General features: G+C 62.7%; 13 protein-coding genes. 7 read left to right on the plus strand and 6 right to left on the minus strand.

Annotated elements, in window-relative coordinates:
• Window positions 1-3 precede the first annotated feature (3 nt).
• Genes OBACDRAFT_RS01125 through OBACDRAFT_RS01140 form a run of 4 tightly spaced genes read right to left on the minus strand, consistent with a single transcriptional unit; the run spans window position 4 to window position 5858 of the window.
• Complete coding sequence (locus OBACDRAFT_RS01125) at window positions 4-726, minus strand: type II secretion system protein (protein WP_043582159.1); 723 nt, start codon at window positions 724-726, stop codon at window positions 4-6.
• Window positions 727-761: 35 nt separating this feature from the next.
• Entirely contained in the window at window positions 762-3572 is a 2811-nt protein-coding gene (locus tag OBACDRAFT_RS01130; RefSeq protein WP_052360812.1) for a hypothetical protein, read from the minus strand.
• Between the two features lie 58 nt (window positions 3573-3630).
• Window positions 3631-4536 carry a hypothetical protein gene (locus OBACDRAFT_RS01135; protein ID WP_043582161.1) on the minus strand — a complete coding sequence of 302 codons (906 nt, stop codon included), beginning with the start codon at window positions 4534-4536 and terminating at the stop codon, window positions 3631-3633.
• A 56-nt stretch (window positions 4537-4592) separates the two neighbouring features.
• Window positions 4593-5858 (minus strand): hypothetical protein, encoded by a 1266-nt coding sequence (locus tag OBACDRAFT_RS01140; protein ID WP_052360813.1) that lies wholly within the window; start codon window positions 5856-5858, stop codon window positions 4593-4595.
• 154 nt (window positions 5859-6012) lie between these two features.
• On the opposite strand from OBACDRAFT_RS01140, the gene OBACDRAFT_RS01145 reads away from it, so the two are divergent.
• The gene (locus OBACDRAFT_RS01145) at window positions 6013-7017 is read left to right on the plus strand and encodes a LacI family DNA-binding transcriptional regulator (protein ID WP_198529830.1); all 1005 of its coding nucleotides are present in this window, start codon (window positions 6013-6015) and stop codon (window positions 7015-7017) included.
• Between the two features lie 48 nt (window positions 7018-7065).
• Here the strand turns inward: OBACDRAFT_RS01145 and aspS are convergent, their stop codons facing one another.
• A complete protein-coding gene (gene aspS / locus OBACDRAFT_RS01150; RefSeq protein WP_043582165.1) occupies window positions 7066-8865 on the minus strand; it encodes an aspartate--tRNA ligase in 1800 nt (599 codons plus the stop codon).
• A gap of 190 nt (window positions 8866-9055) precedes the next feature.
• Between aspS and OBACDRAFT_RS01155 the strand changes: the two genes are divergently transcribed.
• Window positions 9056-10978, plus strand: coding sequence for a coiled-coil domain-containing protein (locus tag OBACDRAFT_RS01155; RefSeq protein ID WP_043582167.1), 1923 nt, complete (start codon window positions 9056-9058; stop codon window positions 10976-10978).
• Window positions 10979-10987: 9 nt separating this feature from the next.
• Here the strand turns inward: OBACDRAFT_RS01155 and OBACDRAFT_RS01160 are convergent, their stop codons facing one another.
• Window positions 10988-11683, minus strand: coding sequence for a type II secretion system protein (locus OBACDRAFT_RS01160; RefSeq protein WP_052360814.1), 696 nt, complete (start codon window positions 11681-11683; stop codon window positions 10988-10990).
• A gap of 171 nt (window positions 11684-11854) precedes the next feature.
• Here OBACDRAFT_RS01160 and OBACDRAFT_RS01165 point away from each other — a divergent pair, with 171 nt between their 5' ends.
• The 5 genes from OBACDRAFT_RS01165 to rsmA all read left to right on the plus strand — a co-directional run bounded on the left by OBACDRAFT_RS01165 (window position 11855) and on the right by rsmA (window position 20262).
• Entirely contained in the window at window positions 11855-12892 is a 1038-nt protein-coding gene (locus tag OBACDRAFT_RS01165) for a LacI family DNA-binding transcriptional regulator (RefSeq protein ID WP_043582169.1), read from the plus strand.
• A 149-nt stretch (window positions 12893-13041) separates the two neighbouring features.
• Window positions 13042-14376, plus strand: a complete 1335-nt coding sequence (locus OBACDRAFT_RS01170) for a PEP-CTERM sorting domain-containing protein (protein ID WP_043582171.1) — start codon at window positions 13042-13044, stop codon at window positions 14374-14376.
• A 101-nt stretch (window positions 14377-14477) separates the two neighbouring features.
• The gene (locus OBACDRAFT_RS01175; RefSeq protein WP_232766482.1) at window positions 14478-16991 is read left to right on the plus strand and encodes a family 78 glycoside hydrolase catalytic domain; all 2514 of its coding nucleotides are present in this window, start codon (window positions 14478-14480) and stop codon (window positions 16989-16991) included.
• Window positions 16992-17061: 70 nt separating this feature from the next.
• Complete coding sequence (locus tag OBACDRAFT_RS01180) at window positions 17062-19332, plus strand: hypothetical protein (RefSeq protein ID WP_232766486.1); 2271 nt, start codon at window positions 17062-17064, stop codon at window positions 19330-19332.
• A gap of 72 nt (window positions 19333-19404) precedes the next feature.
• Window positions 19405-20262: a 16S rRNA (adenine(1518)-N(6)/adenine(1519)-N(6))-dimethyltransferase RsmA gene (gene rsmA, locus OBACDRAFT_RS01185; RefSeq protein ID WP_043582173.1), complete on the plus strand. Its 858-nt coding sequence runs from the start codon at window positions 19405-19407 to the stop codon at window positions 20260-20262.
• Window positions 20263-20356 lie beyond the last annotated feature (94 nt).

The following is a 20356-nucleotide window of genomic DNA, read 5'->3' on the forward strand; positions in this document are numbered from 1 at the left end:
CGGTCAGTAAGTGATCGCGAAGTGCCGTTGTTTGAGCGTGCCTTTTTCAACGGATACAACCGAGCCGTCGGCCCGGAGGGCGTTGGCCTTGCCATTGTGGCGGAAACGGTAGGCGCCCTCGTCCACGCCGTCGGTATCGCTGGATACATCGGCGGGGAGGAGGGTGTTGGCATTCGTCGCGCTGGGAGTGAGGGTCATATTTCTGGGGATTTTGACCATACGGGTGGCGGCGCTGGCGGCGTCAATGGTCCCGTTGTCAGGACGCTGGATGGCGTCCATGTAAAGGATGGTTTCCGTAGGGCGGAAGATTGCGCTTGGACGGATGGGATTAGGGTAATCGGAAGTGGAGGTGAGGGCATAGGGGTTGGCACTGTAGGAGCGGTTGATGTGGCCGGTTACGCGGATGGCCCGGGAGGGGCATTCGTCAACAATGGTGCCTTTGGAGCCTTCGGGAACCTTGATGTAGGGAGCGAGTTCCCCGTGGAAGTTGAGGTTGGGACCGCCCACGGTGTGGGGATAGCGGTTGTTTTCGATGACAAAGAGGGAGACGCCCACACCGAACTGGCGGAGGTTGCTTTTGCAGGTGGCGTTGCGGGCCGCTTCACGAGCCTTGCCTGTGACAGGGATGATAATCGCCGCCAGGAGGCCAATGATGGCGATTACAGTGAGCAATTCGATCAGGGTGAAGGCACTGGTATTGCGAATGCCGGAGGTAGTAGTTTGCATTTGGATACGGATGGATGTTGGAGTGACTGTTAATATCAGCGTGCTTGTTCGCGGGCGATTTCGTAGGCGAGTTGGGTGCCTTGCGGCGTCACTGTCTCTGCGTGCAGGTGCCAGCCGTCGTTCGTCGGCGTAAGAGGAACCTCGTGAAGGCGGGCGCCCGAGGGGGAAACGGCCCAGGCACGGTAGTTGCCTTCGCCGAGTTTGAGGGTCAGGTCGGCAGCACCGCGTCGGAGCAGGTGCGGCAGTTGCCCGCGTGTTTCCAAGAGGCGTCGGGTCGCGTCGGCGAAGCGCATGCCGGTGAGCAGAGAATCCGTGAGGTGCGTGACCAGCAGGCGGCCGCTGCGGGCGAGCGGTTGCCCGTCCACGGCGATGACGGAAACCGTGCCGAAGACGGAGCCGTTGCGCACAGCCACCCGGTCTCCCGAAAGGGCTGCGCCGGAGGGGAGGACGAATTGTTCGCTGCGCGGGGCCACGACTTTGATCGTGCCGGCATCCGTGCGCAGTTCGATCTGGCCGGTTTCGCTCCGGTAACGTCGTCCGTTGTCCGAGATGGAACCGCGTGGCAACACGCCGTCGCGTTCCAGTCGCGCGGTGAGCGTGTTTTCGGCGGGATAGATACGTTGGTCCACTCCGGGGCGGTAGTCCGCAGGCTCAACGACGACCGCGCCGATGCCGGGCTCGCGTAGCAACGCTTCGGGCGCGGCTGGCTGCGAGCCGATGCGGGTGATCAGCCCGAGCCGGGAAAACACATCGGGGAATGGCGTCTCCCGGCTCACGAAGGCCGTGCCGGGCTGGACCGCGAAGCCGATCAGTCCCCGCGCCGGAGCGATGTCGCCTCGCAGGAAGATGGCCGCTCCCACCCGGTCGGCGATCTGGCCGATGGGATCGGCGGAAATAGAAAAGGTGCCGCCCAGTCCGGGGCGCTCCACGTCGCGACTGTGGCTGGCGTAGTCGAAGTTGTAGAGGGCATCCCAGTCTTGCAAACTGGCGTAGGCGGGCATGAGCACGCCGCCTTCGGCCCGGTGGGAGTTGGGACGGACGAAGTTGAATTCCGTCATCGCAAACGGCTTGCCTGTGATGCGTGTCGGCATGAGGTCGCGCGGAACTTCCGCGGCGTGGCGCGTGGCGCTGGCCTGACGGAACTGGAAGGGGATGCGGAAGCGTTCCTGCGGAAACGAGGGGTGGTCCCAATACCGGTGATTGTCCACGTAGTCGTGGTGCTGACGGACGAAGGCGAGGCCCTGCGCGGTGCGGTGGTTGGTGCCGGTCAGAGGAACCGTTACCCCGAGGTCATGCAGGAATGCGCGCAGGCGGGCGTTGAACTCGATCTGGGTTTCGTAAACGAACCGGTTAAAGGCCCGCTCACGGTCCTTGTCGGTCTGCGTCCGGTTCTCCGGCAGTGCCCGCCAGGCGGCGAATCGCTCCTGGTAGAGGCGGCTGACGACCGGGTCGCTGTCGATGCGGTTGCGGGGCGCATCCTCGTTGACCGGGCAGATGCCGACGACGGCGGGATCCTGACCCCAGGTGAGCCCGGTGTAGGGATTGCGATGGGTGAGCAGGTTGCGGGCGAATTGTGCCCAGATGTCAAAGGCCTGTTCCGAAACGGGAAGGATGGCCTTGAACCGCCAGTGCATCTCGCCCGCCGCAGCACTGGTATCGGTTACGGGAGGGAATCCGACCGAGGCAAATTCCTCGGGGGTAAAGGTGCGGGAGGTGTAGAGGTCGATATTGATGTAGAGGCCGCGTTTTTTCATCGCGGTGAAGAGGTAGTCGAAGCGGTCAAGTTTTTCGGGATCGAGCTCCCACGACGCGCCGTCTTTCTTCTGAAGCTCCCGGTCATAGTGATGGAAGCGCACGCTGTTGTAACCGGAGCGGGCCAGGCGTTCGGCCAGCTGGTCGGCCAAGTCTTTTTCGAGGAAATTGGCCGAGAAGCACAGGTTGACGCCCCAGAAACGGGCGCGTTCGCCGGGGAGGTCACGAAAGGCAAAATGGCCTTCGGGTGTGACGATCACCGGGCCGTGTTTGCCGGCGGGTGCGTCGAGTTGTGATGAAAAATCGAATACACTTCCCGCTTCAATATCGAGCGCGTGTGCGTGCTCAGCCCACTCGGTGCTGGTGACAGCCGTCCACGGCATCACCGGGGGGAGGGGCGCGATGGCGTCCGGCGAGGGCGTGTGCCGGAAGGTCAGTTCGAGGGCGGCCTTGGTCAGCGGATCTTTCTGCGGGGAAAAGCGCAGGCGCAGCGCATAGACGTCCTGTCTCCACTGGCGCGCGTCCTGAAGGAGCACGCTGAAGACACCCTCGATCGTCACCGTGCCGCTGGCTCCGGGGACCACCAGCGTGCGCCGTTGAATTTTGTCCTCCACGGCCAGACGTGTCGCCGAGAAATCGACGGGCAACGTATGCGGTTTGCCATCGAGAAGGACCGTCTTGCCGACGGCGAACGTCATGGGCAGTTCGATTTGCAGATAAATCTCGCGGGTCGGTGCGCCGGCCGGATGCGAGGCTTCGTAACGGACGCGGAAGGAGTGGGCGTCGATCCGGTCCAGACGCTGGCGCAGCGTGATCGGCTCGGGAATATCGCGCGGCTGGAGCGTTCCCTGCGTCTCCGAAAGGGCTGCGTTCGATTTGGGGTAGCCGGGCGCGGTTTTGAGCCGACGCTGGTCCACCCGATTCCATCCCAAGTCGAAATGACAGACCATGACCGGGAGACGGTCGAAGGTGAAGGAGCCGTTCGGCGCGACCTCCAACCCGTCCATCGCAGGCCACTCTTGCTGATTCGCAAGGGAGAGGACCGCCGGGCAGAGAAGGGAAAACAGTAGCAAGACCTTGGATACGTATTTCATCGAAGCTGGATGTCGTGATGGGGGGGGGGGAGATGAATGAAGGCGACGGGCCGATTCTTCAACGCCGCCACCGCATCGCTGCCACAAGTCCCAGGGCTCCGAGGCCGAGCAGAGCCGCCACCGAGCGAGGTTCAGGGATGATCGAGGCGGATAGGCTCACGTCGTGGAGGGTGATGGAGTTGAATATATTCGAGTTCCCCAGCGAGAGGGCAAAGGTGTCGAAGGCGGTGTAGAACGCGCCGCTCGACGAGGCCACCGTCCAACTGTCGCTGTAGCCGGTTACGCCAGAGCCGGTGAGCGAGAAGGCGATGCTCAGGGTGTCCGCGCCGGTGCGGGTGATGGAGTAGGTGACGTTGTATTGTGTGCCGGATACCAATGCGCTGTCAGTGCTGGACGTGCCGCCGGTCCCGATGAGCGTGGCGTGGGCGGTAGTGGTGTTCGCGAGGGTGTTGGCAGTGCCCGACCGTGCCCGGAGTTCGAATGGGTCGCTCTTGCCGGTGTCTGTGGCCGGACGCACACCGACACGGTAGCCACGGTATTCTGCATAGGGGCCTCCGGAAGATCCTGGCCCGGCCCCGTCCGAGGAGACGCGCGAGCCTCCCGAATCATAAAAACTTAATCCAAATGTGGGATCCTTGCTGGGGTTGCCAGGGTTTTTGACTTGAACCGAAAGGGTCAGCGACAGGCTCAACGAATCGCCGACATGCGACAGGTTCACGGTCTGGCCCGTCGGCGCGAAATAGGTCACGGCGTGCTGGATGGTGCTGGTGCCGTCGCCCAAACTGCCAAACTGCAACTTTTCCCCTATGGTAGCGCCTCCATCGCTGTTGGCAGTGAACCAGTCCGAGGGGTTTAGGGTAATGGCTGTCTGGGCGGATACAGGAGACAGGACGGCGGCCAGCCCCAACAGGGCGCTGGCGCTCAAGAGGCGAACGAGACGGGCGAGGTGGTGTGTGTTGTTCATGGTGGTGATGATTTGATGTTTTTGCGTTGGGCAGGGAAGGGGGGGGGGGGGACGTTTTAGCGCAAGAGGGCTTGCAGATCGCTGATCCGGGTGAAGGCCACATCGACTTGGCCGAGAACGGTTGTCGTGTAGCAAATGAGCGAGTCGCCGAGGCAGAAATGGGGATGGGGGTGGATGTGGTAGCGGGGCTCGTCGTGGAGCAGCCTGGGCATGCTCGAAACCAGAGGAAGCTCGCGACGGAGTTCGCTGTCGTAAAAGGTCACGCGCCACGTTTCGGTCGTGGTGGAATGGATACCATCGCAGACGAGGAAACGTCCGGTCGCGTCGGCGTGGGCATGGGCGATGCGCTCAATGTTCCACACGCGTTCGGGCGCGGACGCGCCGAGGGCGATGCGCTCCACGCCGTGGCCGTAGTGGACATACCAGATGTGTTTGCCATCCGCGCTCCACCACTCGTGGCCGTGGCGGGTGCGGCGGTCGCGATTGTGTTCCGGGACCTGCTTCCCGGGGTCGGCCGCGACGGGGGCGGTGTAGATGGGCTCGGCCCGACCGCCCCGGCGGATGAGCCAGAGGCGGTTTTGGTATGTGTGCCGCGTCCATGTTGCACGATCTATCCAGTGGTCCTGCGCGATCAGCATCAGGTCGGGGTCCACGGGGTTCCATTGACCGTGCTTGTAGCAGTGGTCCATCTCCTGCCAGATCTCGATGTCTCCGCCGTCGAGCGGGGCGCTGCCGATGCAGAATTTGTGCCCGATTTCGGCGTCGATGTTAAGTGCGCTGCCGTCGGCCGAAAAGGTCAGGTGGGTGGCATAGCGTCGCACGTCCTGATAGCCCACAAATTCGGGGGAAAATCTATTCACCAACTCGGCCTCGGACTCGGCGCACGGCGCGAGTTTCCAGATGCCGACGGGGTTGCACCAATAGACGTTTCCGGTGCGGCGATCAACCAGTGGAGAGGCTTCCAGAAACTGGGTGTTCGGGTGATGGATGATCTCGCCAGCCTTCAGGTCTGCGACCGCCAGCGTGCGTCCGTGATAACCGCTGCCGCTGGGAGGAAAGGCGCAATAGAACCAGTAGTAACGACCGTCGTCCGTGATGCTCGGACTCGTGAAATAGAACGACTGCTGCACCGGCGCGACGCGGCGAGTCAGGATGTGGCTGGCCACGCCGGTCGCCGGATCGCGCCATTCGGTAAACAACTTCTGATTGCGGAGGAAATCATGCGGGGACATGGATGGCGGTCGCACGGAATGAATGCGAGGTGCGCGTGGCGCGGAGGAAGGGATGGCATCGGGAATAGTGATCTCGGTCAGAGTGTTCATATTTGATAAAGGCATTGGAGGGGTGTGGCGGACTGGTCGGGACGGGCGGCAGTAGTCGATGTGGCGCGATCTATGATCTTGCGCTTGCGCTGCGCAACGGGGCTGTTGTGCAATCCAATGCATGGAACGCACCCTCCCCCCCCTGCCAGCGTCGATGAAGGATGTCGCCCGTGCCGCCGGAGTGCATCAGGCGACGGTTTCACGAGCTCTGCGCAACGATCCGCGTATTTCGGAGGATGTCAGGCGACGTGTGCGCGTCGCAGCCGATGCTCTCGGTTATGTGCCCAATCCTCTGCTTGCCGCGCTCAGTACGCTGCGCCATCAGAAAGCGTCCCTCAACAGCCACATGACCATCGCCTATGTGTTGCGCGGCGATTCACTTCAGCAGGCCAACAACGGTCACATCGCGAGTGCGCGAAATGCCGCCGTGCGCCGTGGCTACAAATTGGAAAAGTTTGTCATTGATCGTGAACTGCACGAGGAGCGGCTCAACCAGATCCTCATCACCCGGAACATCCCTGGCATCATCCTCGGCCCGCTGCCGGACCGAGATCGGCTTTTCGCGCTGGAGTGGGAGCGATTTTGCGTGGTGGCGATCCACAATTCTTTCAGGGAGCCGGCTTTCGACCGCGTCAATGCGGACAATTTTCACATGATGCGCGTGATCTGCGCACAGTGTCTGCGCCGGGGATTCACGCGGGTGGGCCTGGTGTTTCCCCTGGAAGTGGATGATCGCAACGGTGGAGTCCTGCGCGCCGCCTATCGGCTCGCGGTGGAGAATGAACGGAAACTGACTGCGTTGAAGCCGTTGATTCTCCCCGCGTGGGACGATTGTGCGTTTGAAAAATGGATACGTGAAGTCCGTCCGCGCGTGATCGTCTCGTCCAACACGTATTGGTCCCGAATCGAAGCTTGGCTGAAGAAGGCCGGTTGGCGGGTTCCGCGCGACATTGGACTAGTCAACATCAACGTCATCGATCCGGAGGCGCAGGGGCATGCCGGCATCCATCATACCTCGACGATAGGCGCGACTGCCGCGCGCCATCTCATTGACAAGATCAACCAGAATGAGCGCGGCATTCCCTCGAACCGAATCACGCTTTTGACCGAAGGTGACTGGCATGAGGGAAACACATTAGCTGTCGGCGATGATTTGTGACATGTGAGATCGAAAAAATAGAGGAGGGGGGGGGCTCCTTAAAGGAAATTACTCCGCTGCCGGAATCACGGTCTGGATGTGCAATTCCTTGAGTTGCTTGGCCGTGACGGGGGTGGGGCTCTGCGCCATGAGATCCTGGCCCTTTTGCGTCTTCGGGAAGGCGATCACGTCGCGGATGCTCGTGGTGCCGCAGAGGAGCGCAACCATGCGGTCGAGACCGAACGCGATGCCGCCGTGCGGAGGCGCGCCGTAGGTGAAGGCTTTGAGCATGTATCCGAAACGGCTTTCGACGACGTCCTGCGGGATCTTGAGCACGTCCTCGAAGACCTTTTTCTGGAGCGCGGGCTGGTGGATGCGGATCGAGCCGCCGCCGAGTTCCATGCCGTTGAGAACGAGGTCGTAGTGCTGGCCGCGCACGGCCTTCGGGTCGCTGTCGAGCAGATGAATGTCCTCGGGGACGGGCGCGGTGAAGGGGTGATGCGTGGCCGCGTAACCGCCTCGTTCCTCGTCGTAACTCATGAGGGGGAAATCGACGACCCAGAGGAATTTCCAGTCGTTGGGGTCGATGGTGAGTTTGCCGCGCTTGACGAGGAGTTGCGCGGCTTCGAGGCGGATGCGTCCGAGGATGGCGCAGGCTTTTTCCCAAGGCGCGGCGGCGAAGAAAATCATGTCGCCCTCGGCGATGCCGAGTTGTTGCGTGAGCGCGGCTTTCTCGGCGTCGGAGAAGAACTTGACGATGGGTGATTTCCATTCGCCGCCCTCGACTTTGATGAAGGCGAGTCCTTTCGCGCCGAGTGATTTGGCGATGTCTTCGAGGTTCTTGAGTTCGCCTTGCGTGAGGTCGGCGAGGCCCTTGGCGTTGATCGCCTTGATGACGCCGCCGCCCGCGACCGTAGCTTGGAACACCTTGAAGGCGGACGTCTTGAACGTTTTTGTCAGGTCGGTGAGTTCGAGGCCGAAGCGCAGGTCGGGTTTATCGACGCCGAAGCGGTTCATCGCCTCGTGGAACGGCATGCGCTGGATGGGCGCGGGGATGTCCACGTTGAGGATGTCCTTCCAGACCTTTTTCAACATGCCCTCGAAGAGCGCGTAAACGTCTTCGCGCGTGATGAACGACGCCTCGACGTCCACTTGGGTAAACTCCATCTGGCGGTCGGCGCGCAGGTCTTCGTCGCGGAAGCAGCGGGCGATCTGAAAATACCGCTCCACGCCGGCGACCATGAGGATCTGCTTGAACTGCTGCGGGGACTGCGAGAGGGCGTAAAATTCGCCGGGGTGGATGCGCGAGGGCACGAGGTATTCGCGCGCGCCTTCGGGCGTGGATTTGAAGAGGGCGGGGGTCTCGACTTCGATGAATTCCTGCGCGTCGAAGTAGTCGCGGATGGCCTTGGTGGCGCGGTGGCGGACTTGAAGGTTTTTGCGCATCTTGGGGCGGCGCAGGTCGAGGTAACGGTAGGTCAGGCGCAGGTCTTCGTTGACCTTGTCGGCCGCGGCGTCGTCGAGCGGGAAGGGCGGGGTGTCGGAGATGTTGTGGATGGTGAGCGCGGTGGCATCGACTTCGATCTCGCCGGTGGGGAGGGAGGCGTTGACGGTGCCTTCAGGGCGGGCAACGACCTTGCCATCGACGCCGATGACGGACTCGGGCTTGAGCGTGGCGGCCTGGGCGGCGAGGGCGGGGTTGGACTGCGGGTCAAACTTCACCTGCGTGATGCCTTTGCGGTCGCGCAGGTCGATGAAAAGGATGCCGCCGTGGTCACGGATGGAGTCCACCCAGCCGAGGAGCGAGACGGAGGCGCCGAGATCGGCCTTGGTCAGTTGGGCGCAGTGATGAGTGCGTTGCAGCTTCATAAAAGGGACGTGTGGAACTTGAATCAGGAAAAACGGACAACAAAGCCCGTCCCCGCGCCGCGCCGCAACGAGATTTTAAACGTTGGATGTCCAATGTCGCCCGGCGGGGACTTCCGAGGATGTTCGATGATGGATGTCCAAGGACTTGCAGAGCGCGGCCGCATCTGTTGGATGCAACGCATCAGCGTCCATGAATACATCACCCGAAGCCGCACCCAAATTGCCCAAACTCCCCTTTCTCGCCGCCGACGCGTTTTTGCTGCTCACCGCCCTGTTCGTCGGGATATGCAGCGGCACGCCGCTTGATGCCGCCTCGGTCATTGCCATCGCCCTGCTGACCGGCGGCGGCACTGCCCTGGCCCTCGTGCCCTTCTGGGCCGACTTCGTGCGCAAACAGGAACTCGCCGCCCACGCCCGCCAGCGGGAACTCGACACGCTCGCCCGCGACACCACCCTCGCCACCGCTCGCGTGGACGCCGCCGTCACCTCGCTCCATGCGCTCGCGGAAAACGCCCACCGCGCCAGCCTCGCCTCCGAGCAACTCCCCCAACAACTCCAGGGCATCCTCCAGCAAGCCGCCCGGCAGATCGACGAACAAGCCGCCCAAACCCGCGCCGCCGTCGAAAACCGCGAACTCGAAACCCTGCGTGAAGAGGCCGCCCGTCTCCGCGCCGCCGACTCCGTGCAGTTGGAAAAACTCCAGACCCTCCTCGAAAAAATCACCGCCGCCAGCACCGCCGCCACCGAGACCTTTGCCAGCGCCTCCGGTATCGCCGCCGAGACTACACGCTCCGCCGACGCCACGCTCGCCACTGTCACCGCCGCGCTCGCCCGGCTCGACGAGACCGCCACCCGGCTGCGCACCTCGAACGAGGAAGACCGGACGCAACTCAAGGCCGCCCTGCAAACCGGCCTTCAAGACGCCGTCAGCCAGTCCAGCGCCGCCGCGAAGGCCGCTGCCGAAGCCGCCGCCGAAGCGACTGCGGAGCGCACCCAGGCCACACTCCGCGTCCTCGACGAATCCGCGCAACAACTCCGCACCGCCGCCGATGCCCTCGCCGGAGCAGCCGCCACCTTGGCCGCAGTCGCTGCGACGCCCGCAGCCCTCCCCCCCCCCCCCCCCTCCGGTGCCCCGGCCGCCGGGACCCCGGAAGCCGGGGCCGCCGACGAATCCGAAACCACGCCTGCCGTGCCGCCGGTCACTGTGCCGGGAGCCACCGGCAACGGCAGCGCCGCCACCCGCACCCGCCTCGGTCGCGGCCTCCGCAGCCTGATTGCCGGAGCCGCTCCCGAAAGCGTCCCCGCTGTCGCCGAAGCCGAAGCCGCCCCCGCTGCGGAGGCCGATGCCGATTCTGCCGACAAACCGGCCAAGCCAGCCAAATCGACAAAAACCCCGCGTAGTAAAACCGGCACTACAACCCCTCCGGTGCCCGTTCCCGAACCGGCTCCCGAACCTGTTGCCGACGCGCCAGCCGCGCCTGAGATTTCAGATCCTCAACCGGCATTACGCCCGGACAGCGACAGAACGGCAGAAAAAGTCGCCGACCCTGCCCCGGTTCCCCCCTCTGCTCCTGCCGCCTCACCCGAACCTGAGCCCGATCCGACCTTGGCCGCGCTTGAAGCGGAGATTGCCGCCGAACTCGCGGTTGATCCCGCGCATATCCTGCCGCCCATTCCAGCGCCAGCCGCTCCCGTCCCGGCAACGCCCTTCCTTCCCCCCCCCCCCCCCGCGTCCGTGCCAGCGCGTCGTGCCGCCAAGCCTGCAATCGTAAAGGAAGACACCACGCCCGGCCTCTTTGATGATCCCGCGTTTCACGAAGAGCCGTCCGAGTCCAGCCGATCCATATCGAGCGACGGAGCCACGCGCCTGATTGCCACCGCCTACATTGGCATTGGCAACAAACTCTACATTCGCGGCGAAGGCCCCGGCCTGAGACCCGACAAAGGCGTGCCGCTCCAGTTTGTATCCATTGGAAAATGGCGATGGGAGACGACCGACGCCACGACACCGCTGCGCGTGCGCCTCTACAAAAACGACCAGATCGAGTGCACCGCCGCCGGCGAGATCGAACTCATCCCCGGCCACCAGCACGAAGTCAGCGCCACCTTCTGAGGTGGCGCGCTATTGGAGTTTGGCATACCTCGCCGCAAAGTCATCTTTGTCCTGCTGTGTTTTGCAGGGCAATTTGCGTACGCTGCCATCGCAGAATGAAACGCTGGTGACACCATCCTCATGCGCGTCAACGATGCTGGAGAGCCAGAGATATGCGTCGGAAGGATACTCCAACCATGTAGTGCCGGCAGCATTACTGTAATGCTCCGTGAGCATGGCCATCTGGGAAGGGTTCGCGATTTTGCCAAGCTCGATGCCGACCTTGTTCGTTGCAGGAGTGCCTCCAGTGTAACCCGCAAACAGATACGGATTATAGGCGTAGGAGCGCGGTCGTAACTGGGCGGCGGCCGGACGTTTTTTGTTGTCGAGCGGACAGTGCAGAATGCGTGAATAGGGTGGCTGGCCGGTGCTGCTCTTGCTGATGACCCGCAGGATATTGAAGTCCCAGCGATTGTAGGTCGGGTTGTAGAAAAATCCCGGCAGTTGGTCCCTGTTGTCGGCGGCGAAAAGGAGCGCGGCAGTGGTGATCTGCCGCATGTTGTTCGTGCAAGTCACCTTCCGGGCCGTTGAGCGCACCTTGCCGACGGTGGGGATGATAATCGCTGCCAGCACACCGATGATGGCGATGACTGTGAGCAATTCGATTAAAGTGAAGGCACGGGCATTGGAACGTGTGCGAATGCGGGTGAAATAACGACGTTTCATGGGGAAGAGACGGAATGGGCAGGAAGGCTGATGAATTGGCCATCCAGCGTGTTCACTTCGCAATCCACCGCCATTTCTTTTTGACGTTAGCCCTAACGTAACTCATCGCCTCTCCTTCCATCCTCGTTGAGCCTCCCGCCATCTTCTTCCCGCCTCCAACGCACCGTTCCCATGCCCGGCCAACCCACCATGCAGACAATAGCGACACGCGCCGGCGTTTCGCTCATGACCGTATCCCGCGCGCTCAAAAATCATCCGAGCATCCCGTCCGCCACATGCGAACGCATCCGCAAAATCGCCGACACCCTCGGCTACCGGCCCAACCCCATGGTGTCGGCGCTCATGGCCCAACTCCGCAGTGGCAAGCCTGCGCAGAGTGCGCCCACACTCGCCTTCCTCAGTAACCACACCGACGCTGTCTTCAACGAGTGGTCGCACCTCGTCGATCTCCACGAAGGAGCCGTTGCCCGCGCCGCCGAACTCGGTTACAAGCTGGAGCGTTTCACGCTCACAGAGCCCGGCATGACCCCGGCGCGCATGAGAGGCCTGCTGCGCGCCCGCGGCATCCCTGGCATCATCCTCGACCCGCTGCCGCTGCACGCGCCGGAGTTGGAATTTGATTGGACGGACTTTGCCTGCGCCTCTGTCGGCTACTCCTACAAAACCGTAAAACTCCACCGCGCCGTGAACGACCACTTCCTCACCGTGTCGATGGCCGTGCGTCACCTCACGGAGTTGGGCTACGTGCGAATCGGTTTTGCCATACGCCACGAGGACAACGACCACGCCGAAAACCGCCTGGCTGGCGGCATCATGTCGTTTCATCCCGCGCAACCGGCGCGGGCGCGCATCCCGATCTTTTTTTGGAGCGACGACCACGAGAAAGGTTTCCCCGAGTGGTATCGTCGCTGGCAACCCGACGTCGTTGTCACCCTGCATCCGCTTGTCATGACGTGGCTGCGCGGCATGGGACTGCGGGTGCCGCGTGACGTCGGACTGGCCAGCCTCAACATCCAGAGCAACCACGCCAATTACTCTGGCATCGACCAAAACAACCGTCACATCGGAGCCACCGCGCTCGAACTGCTCGTCGAGCAAATCCATCACAACGAGCACGGCATCCCCCGCGAACCCAAGACCGTGATGACGACCGGCCGCTGGGTGGACGGCGTGACGACACGCAAGCGTGCCCCGCGAATCGCGGCGTGACCGGAGAGCAAACGGCAGGGGGGGGAGGGGGGGGGGACGATTGAATTCACGTTAGGGCTAACGTGAAAAAGAGTTCGAGCGGATGGAGCTATCGGACGATTTTGGATACCTCTTCACCTGTCCGCAATAACTCTAAAATCGACCCGATCATGAAACCCGAAAAAACCTATCCTGCTTCGCGCGCCCTCGCCTCCGGCCTGCTGGCGTTTGCTCTTACCGTAATGTCCTCCCCTCTCGGCGCGGCGATCAAAGTGTGGGATTTGTCAGACGATGCCGGCGCACAGAACGGCGACGGAGTCTGGAATGCGGCAAACGTAAACTGGACCGCCAACGCCTCTGCCGGAACAGTGCGGACTGCCTGGACGAGCAACGCGGACGGCGCCATGTTTGGCGGCGGGGGTAGTAGTGGGCCGGCCGGCACTCCCGCCGGGAATTTCACCGTGACAATCGACGCGTCTGGCGTGACCGCAGCCAGCGTCCGGCAATACAAATACACTTCAAGTGAAGTGGCCAATTACACGCTCTCCGGCGGCACCCTGACACTCACCACTGCTGATGGTGTGCGCGCCGACCACGGTATCATGACCATAAATTCAAATATCGTGACGTCCGTGACCAATATGAATCTGGGAGCTGGCGAATTGCTGGTGCTTGGAGGGTCAAATACTTTTGGCACACAGGTTTCGATCGGCAACGGCAGTAATCTGGGTGGCACCGTCAAGCTTGCCAACGCGAATGCGCTGGGCACCGGAACCAGCGTGCGGATGGTCGGGTATCAGTCGGGGACTCCTGCCAGAACACTCGATATCAATGGACTGACCATTTCCGGGAATTCCCTGACGGTGGTGGACGGCAGTCGTTCCGAGAACCTCATTTCCTCCAGCACAACATCCAACGCGGTCTGGGCGGGCAACGTGACCATTAGCAATGCCACATCCACTCTCAACGCCGGGGCGACTGCAGCCGGACGAACGCTTGAGATTTCTGGCATCATCTCCGGAGCCGGGAAACTTGCTACTCTGGCCAACAGCCACCTCATCCTCTCCGGTGCCAGCACCTACAGCGGCGCCACCACCATCGCCGCCGGTTCCACCTTCGAACTCGCCGCCACCGGTTCCATCCTGTTTAACCTCAACGCCGGCAAGGACGGTATCGTCAACGTCATGACAGGCACGGGGACGGCGATTCTCGATGGCACCTTCACTCTCAGCTTCAACCTCGCCGACGTCGCCGAAGGTGCCTCGCTGGCCTTTCTGGCCAGCGATATCTCCGCCACCTATGGCAGCAGCTTCACGCTCCGGGCTCTCGACGCCACCCTCACCAAAGTCGCCGGAGCACAAAACCTCTGGGCCGGCGGCGGCTGGATATATGACATGGGTACCGGAGTGTTTTCGCGCGGAGTCATCCCCGAACCCGCCACCACCATCGCGCTCCTCGGCGGCGCGGCCATCCTCGCTGCCAGCGTCCTCCGCCGCCGCAAGTAGAAGACAAGCCCGTCCCCCCCCCCCCCCCCCCGCCACGAGAATCTCATCACCCACACCGCCGCCACGACGTGGCGGCGGTGTTTTGTATCCGATATTCCATGATGAACAAGTCCGCCCAGCCCCCCGGAAAAGATACCTCAAACGAAGCCCGCATTTTTGGGCGCTCCCAATGGATTTGGCCGGAAAACCACCAGTGGGACATTCGCAACGGCTACGCCTTCTTTCGCAAAACCTTCGACCTCCCCCCCCCCCCCCCCGCCAAGCTCCCAGCCCGCGCCCCCCTCTTCATCACCGCCGACCAATCCTACCGCCTCTACGTCAACGGCGTCTTCCTCGCCCGCGGCCCCGCGCGCGGTTATCAGGCCAGCTGGCCCTACGACGAAATCGACCTCGCCCCCCACCTGCGCCCCGGCCGCAACATCATCGCCGTTCGCGCCTACAACCCCGGCTTTGGCACCTTCCAATACGTTTCGCACGGATTCGCCGGCCTGCTCGTTGCCGCTCGCTGGGAGGAGGTGGACGTGACGCTTAATAGCGACGCCACGTGGCGCTCCATCCGCCAGCCCGGCATCACGCGCGACACCGTCACCTCCAGCATCCAGCTCTTCCCGCAAGAACACATCGACCTGCGCCAGGCGTCCGCCTCTGCCTGCGGCTCTGGCTGCACGGACTGGACGTCATTGGATTTTAATGACACCGGATGGTCCGCGCCGGAGACTCTCCATTGGAATTGCGCTCCATGGTTTTCGTTGGAACCACGCGGCATTCCGCAACTCGCCGAGCGCTCCATCCGTCCGATCGCCTTGCTCGGTGTTGGCGGAGGCCAAAACGCGGACGGTTATCGCGCCGTCCGCGATGTCGTTGCGCTGCGCCGCGCCGAGGATCGATCGCACCAGCCTCGCAGCGGCGTCGCTTGCGAAGACTGCGCGTCAGTGCATGGTCCCCCCCCCCCCCCCGGCCATTATCGCAGTTTCCTTTTCGACTTTGGCCACACCGTGGTCGGCAACCTCGTCCTCACGATTCGAGGCGCGCGCGGTGGTGAAATTATCGATACACACCTCGGCGAAACCATCGATCGCGACACTCTCACCATCGACCAGCACGACCCAACCTGGTGTCGCATGGCGTTTGGCGATCGTCTCATCTGCCGCGCCGGTGACTACACGTATCGGTTTTATCATCACTACGGATTCCGGTATCTCGACCTGACGGTGCGAGACGCCGCCGCCGATGGCCTCCACATCGAAGTTGGCCTCGACTGGACAGGATACCCCTTTGAGGTGGAGGGAAAATTCGAAAGCTCCAATCCTCTGCTCAATCGCATCTGGAAAACCTGCGCATGGACGCAGCAATGCTGTTCGCTCGACGCCTATGTGGACACCCCCTGGCGCGAACAAGCCCAGTGGTGGGGCGACGCTCGCGTGCAGGCCTGGAACACCTTTGCGCTCGTCAACGACGCTCGACTCTTCCGTCGCGGCATCGCGCAAATCGCGCGCCAGACGACGCCAGACGGCCTCACCTACGGCCACGCTCCAACCATCGCGCACGGCTGCATCCTGCCCGACTTCACCCTCATCTGGCTCCTCACGCTGTGGGATTTTTACTGGCAGACCGGCTCCACCGAACCCCTGCTCACCCACCACGAAACCGTGCGTCGCGCACTTGCTTACTTCCATGAGCACACCGACCCACGCACCGGTCTCCTCTGCCACGATCCCCGCTTCTGGCTCTTTCTCGATTGGACCGACTTCGCCAAAGACGGTCAGCCTGCTCTTTACAGCCTCTGGCTCCTCCTCGCGCTGCAAAAACTCTCCGCCCTCCACCGCGCCAGCGCCCGGCCCGATGCCGAACACGAAGCCGCCACGCTCGACGCTTGGGCGCACCGGCTCCGCGCCGCATTGCGCGCGCTTATCACGGACGACGGCCTGCTTTGTGACGGCCTGGACGCCTCCGGCAGCCGCGTCGCCACCACAAGCCTGCACGCGCAGACGCTTGCTCTCGCTGTCGGCATGGACGAAGCCGACGGACTCGACGAACACACAATCCTCCAACAAATCCTGCTCCCCTTCATCCGCGACGAACGCGCGCAACTTCTATCCGCCGCAGCCAAAGCGATGCCCTCCGCCTACTGGATCACCTACCTTTTCACCGTGCTGACCGAGCGCGGTTACGGTCGCGAAGTCGTGGCGTTCATTGCCCGCCACTGGGCACCCATGGCGGAGCATGGCACCACTTGGGAACTGTTTGCGCCGCGGCGCGGCGAGGAAAGCCATTCACATGCCTGGTCTGCGCATCCCGTGTTTCACCTTCAGCGTATCCTTGGAGGCATTACGCAAACCGCTCCCGCTTGGAGCGAGATCGAGTGGTGTCCCGTGTTTTATGGAACCCGCGCCGACATCACAGTCCCCACCCCGCGCGGCTCCATCCACGCCAGTTGGACGCGCGGTCTCAACGGTGAAGCCGCCAAGCTCCACACCCGCCTGCTCCTCCCAGCGGGCATCACCGCCCGCATCCGTCTGCCGGGCGAACCGGAGCGCGTGGTCAGCGGCGACTTTTCCTGCGACACGAGTGAGACCATCAATGCGTCCATGGAGCATGAAACATGCATGGCCTGAACTCACGTTACGGCTAACGTGCAAAAAACATGGCTCTCTTCGCCTCCATCCGGCACCCCTTTTTCTCGTTATGAAACCCACTCTGCTCCCCCTCTGCGTCCTCGCGCTGGCCCTGTTTGTCCCGCCCGCGATCACGGCCGCCACGCCCACTGCCCCCGCCGCGTCTGCCGGTGCCTACATCGACCGCGATGGTCAAAAACACGCGTGGCATGTGGACGCCAACAACACCCTCATCTGGGACGGCGCGCCTTACATCCCCTTTGGCGCGATGTTCATCCCCCGCTACCTCTACCGCACCACCGACGCCAATTTCGAACTCGACCGCGCCATGCTCGAAACCGCGCGCCAGCACGGCATTGAAGACATGTACCTCAATTCCGTCTGGAACCGTCCTGTCGAGCACACGCAACGCCTTCTCGATCTCCTCGAAAAACTCGGATTCCGCCACGGCCTCCAACTCGCCTCCACCAGTTGCACCTTTGAGCCCGGCTACCTCATTTCCAACACCCAGGGAATCGTTCACGTTGCCACGCCGGGCAAGGCCGAGTTCACGCCCAAAGCCGCCGAGTCGCTCAAGGACGGCGAAACCCTCCAGGCCTGGTATGCCATCGTCAACACCATCAGCGGCTCCCTCATCAAGGCCGGACGCCTTGAAGCCGGCAAAGAAGGCTTCTCCCTCGAAATCAAGAACCAGCACCCCGGCGGTGTGGACGTGAAGTTTGTCGTCCGCAGCGGCACCAAACGCTGGATCATGGAAAATCCGGTACACCGCACCGACTTCCTCAAACAACTCAAGCCCGGCCCCAACTTCCGCTTCCTCATCGATCCCATCGCCAACGAGTACAGTGCCCCCCGCAACTTCCTCCCCTCCTCCGATGAATGGCGCGCTGCTTTCGCCGGCTGGCTCGGCAAACGCTACACCGCCCCCGCCGCCCTCATCGACGCCTGGGGACTGCCGCCCGCCTCCGTCAAAACCTTCGCCCAAGCCTCGCAACTCATCCCGCTCATCAGCGGCGAGGCCGGATCCTCGTGGTGGAATCTTGGATACGTCGTTAGCGAGGCCACCGGCGCCACTTTTGCCGTCGAGATGAACCGCTCCCGCATGTGGCTCGACATGTGCGCAGCTCGCGAGGACTTCCTGCGCCGCCGCGTTGCCTCCGTCACCGCGCACTTTCGCAACGTTTTTGACGTGCCCATCGTGGCCAAGCGACATGGCCAGACGTCGAGCCTCTGGATCAACCAGCGCGGAGTCCGCGGCATCGACGGGCTCGGCATGGAAGCCTACGGAACGGGCGAGGAACTCGCCTACTTCAACGGCGCCGCCACTTGGGGCGAAGTCGCGCAAAATCCGCAGCCTGTCTGGAGCCTCGTCACGGAAAGCAACCCCATTCACTGGCACGACAAACACCTCGTCTTCCGCAACCGCCAGCAGCTTCACAACGACATGAACCGCCTCCTCGAAATGGGCGCCAAGGGTGCCTTCCTGTTTGGCATCGGTCTGCAAGCTGGCAAAGGCGACAACAACTGGACCGGCTTCGATCTCCAGCACGACCCGCGTCAGCAGGAGTGGCTGGCCACCTTTGGCCGCGCCGCCCGGACCGATCCCCGTTGGCTCGCGCACAAGCCGGCGATGGCCTTCCTCTACCCGCCGCAGCCCAAGGACGCCCGCGCCTTCCTCTCCAGCGCATTGCCCGACTACGGTCTTACCGGCGACTGGCAGGGCTCTGTTGGCATCGCCAGATTCGGACGCCACCACTGGGCCGTGCCCGTATCCGATCCTTCATTACTTGATAACGTGATTTACAACGCCGTGTTCATGGACAGCCCCATCTTCGCAAGAGAGAGAAAATATCTCGAAAAAACCGTGCCCGCCGCCCGGCGCGCCCTTGTTGAAACTCGCTTCAACTCCATCCCCGTGCCGTCAGGAGCCGTCTTTGCGAAACGTTTTGAAACCGCCCCCGTTGACCCCGTGAAGATCACCATCCGTGAGATCGCGCGGGGCGTCGAAGCCGTCTCATGGACTGATGCCTCCGGTCAGACAACGATGCGCTTGCAAGCCACCGGTTCGAAGCCTGTGACGGTCAAAGTGAGCGGGGCATCCGGAGCCCTTAAAATTCGCCGTCCCACAGCCGTCGCCACTTCCGCCATGGAGACATCCTCATTGCCGCTCACCGTCACCTTGCCGCCACTTGTGTTGACCGAACAAAATTTCACAGTCCAAAACAAAAGCATCGGCCGCACGCGGGTTGATTTTAAACAAGCAGTAGGCCCCGCCCCCGCCGCGTTGGAGATTACCGGACTTGGTGTGCAAAAACTTTCCGTGGAAGTGACCGGACGTTGACGCGAGCGTTTGCCGGGCGTGGTGCTGACTCGATATTCGACATTCAGGGTTTCGGGCATTCGACTCTCGTGCATGCCACTCTCGCCTTCAGCCACCCGTGAATTGCTCGCCCGCCTCGGACACACGCCCAAGCGTTTCCTCGGGCAGAATTTCCTCGTGGATGGCAACATCGTGCGCAAATCCCTCGAACTCGCCGCCGTCTCCGCCGGGGATACCGTGGTTGAGGTCGGGCCCGGCCTTGGCACGCTCACACGCGCACTCCTCATCGCTGGTGCCAATGTGTGGGCGGTGGAAAAAGACGCCGCCCTTTACGCCCACCTCGCAGCCACGCTCGCACCGGAGTTTCCCGGCACGTTGCATCTCATGGAGGGCGACGCCGTCGAGTTCCCGCTGGCGGGTCTGAAGCCGGCGGCGGCCGCAGCGACCGGCACGGGCTCTGGCTCCGACTTCAAAATCGTGGCCAACCTGCCTTACGCCATCTCCACGCCGTGGATGGATGCCGTGCTGTCGGGGCCGTTGCCTTTGCGCATGGTGTTGATGCTGCAATTGGAGGCGGCCCAGCGTTACGTGGCGCAGCCGGGGTCCAAACTGTTTGGCGGCATCTCAATCTTGTTGCAGTCGGCTTTTGAGGTGGCGCCCGGGCATCGGGTGTCGGGCGCGTGTTTTCACCCGCGTCCTGACGTGGACTCGTGTCTGCTGCACTTGGTGCGCCGGGCGCAGCCGTATGTGTTTCGCGCGGAGACGAAGGCTCTCATTCGCGCTTGTTTTCAACAGCGTCGCAAACAGATCCGCCCGCTCCTGCGCGGCAGGCTCCCGGACGACGGGCGCGCCTGGCTTGCCACGCTTGAGGCCACGACGGGCTTGGGCGGCAATGCCCGTCCGGAGGAAATCCCGGTCCCGGCGTGGCAGGCGCTCGACCGCGGCGAGTAGTCGAAGGTGCGAATGTCTGAACGTCGAATGTCAGTGCCGCGCGTTTTGCGTGCGCCTCTCAGTAACTGAAGTTACGCGGACGTTTGCCAAGGAG

Origin of the sequence: Geminisphaera colitermitum TAV2 (assembly GCF_000171235.2) — a bacterium.
GTDB lineage: Bacteria > Verrucomicrobiota > Verrucomicrobiia > Opitutales > Opitutaceae > Geminisphaera > Geminisphaera colitermitum.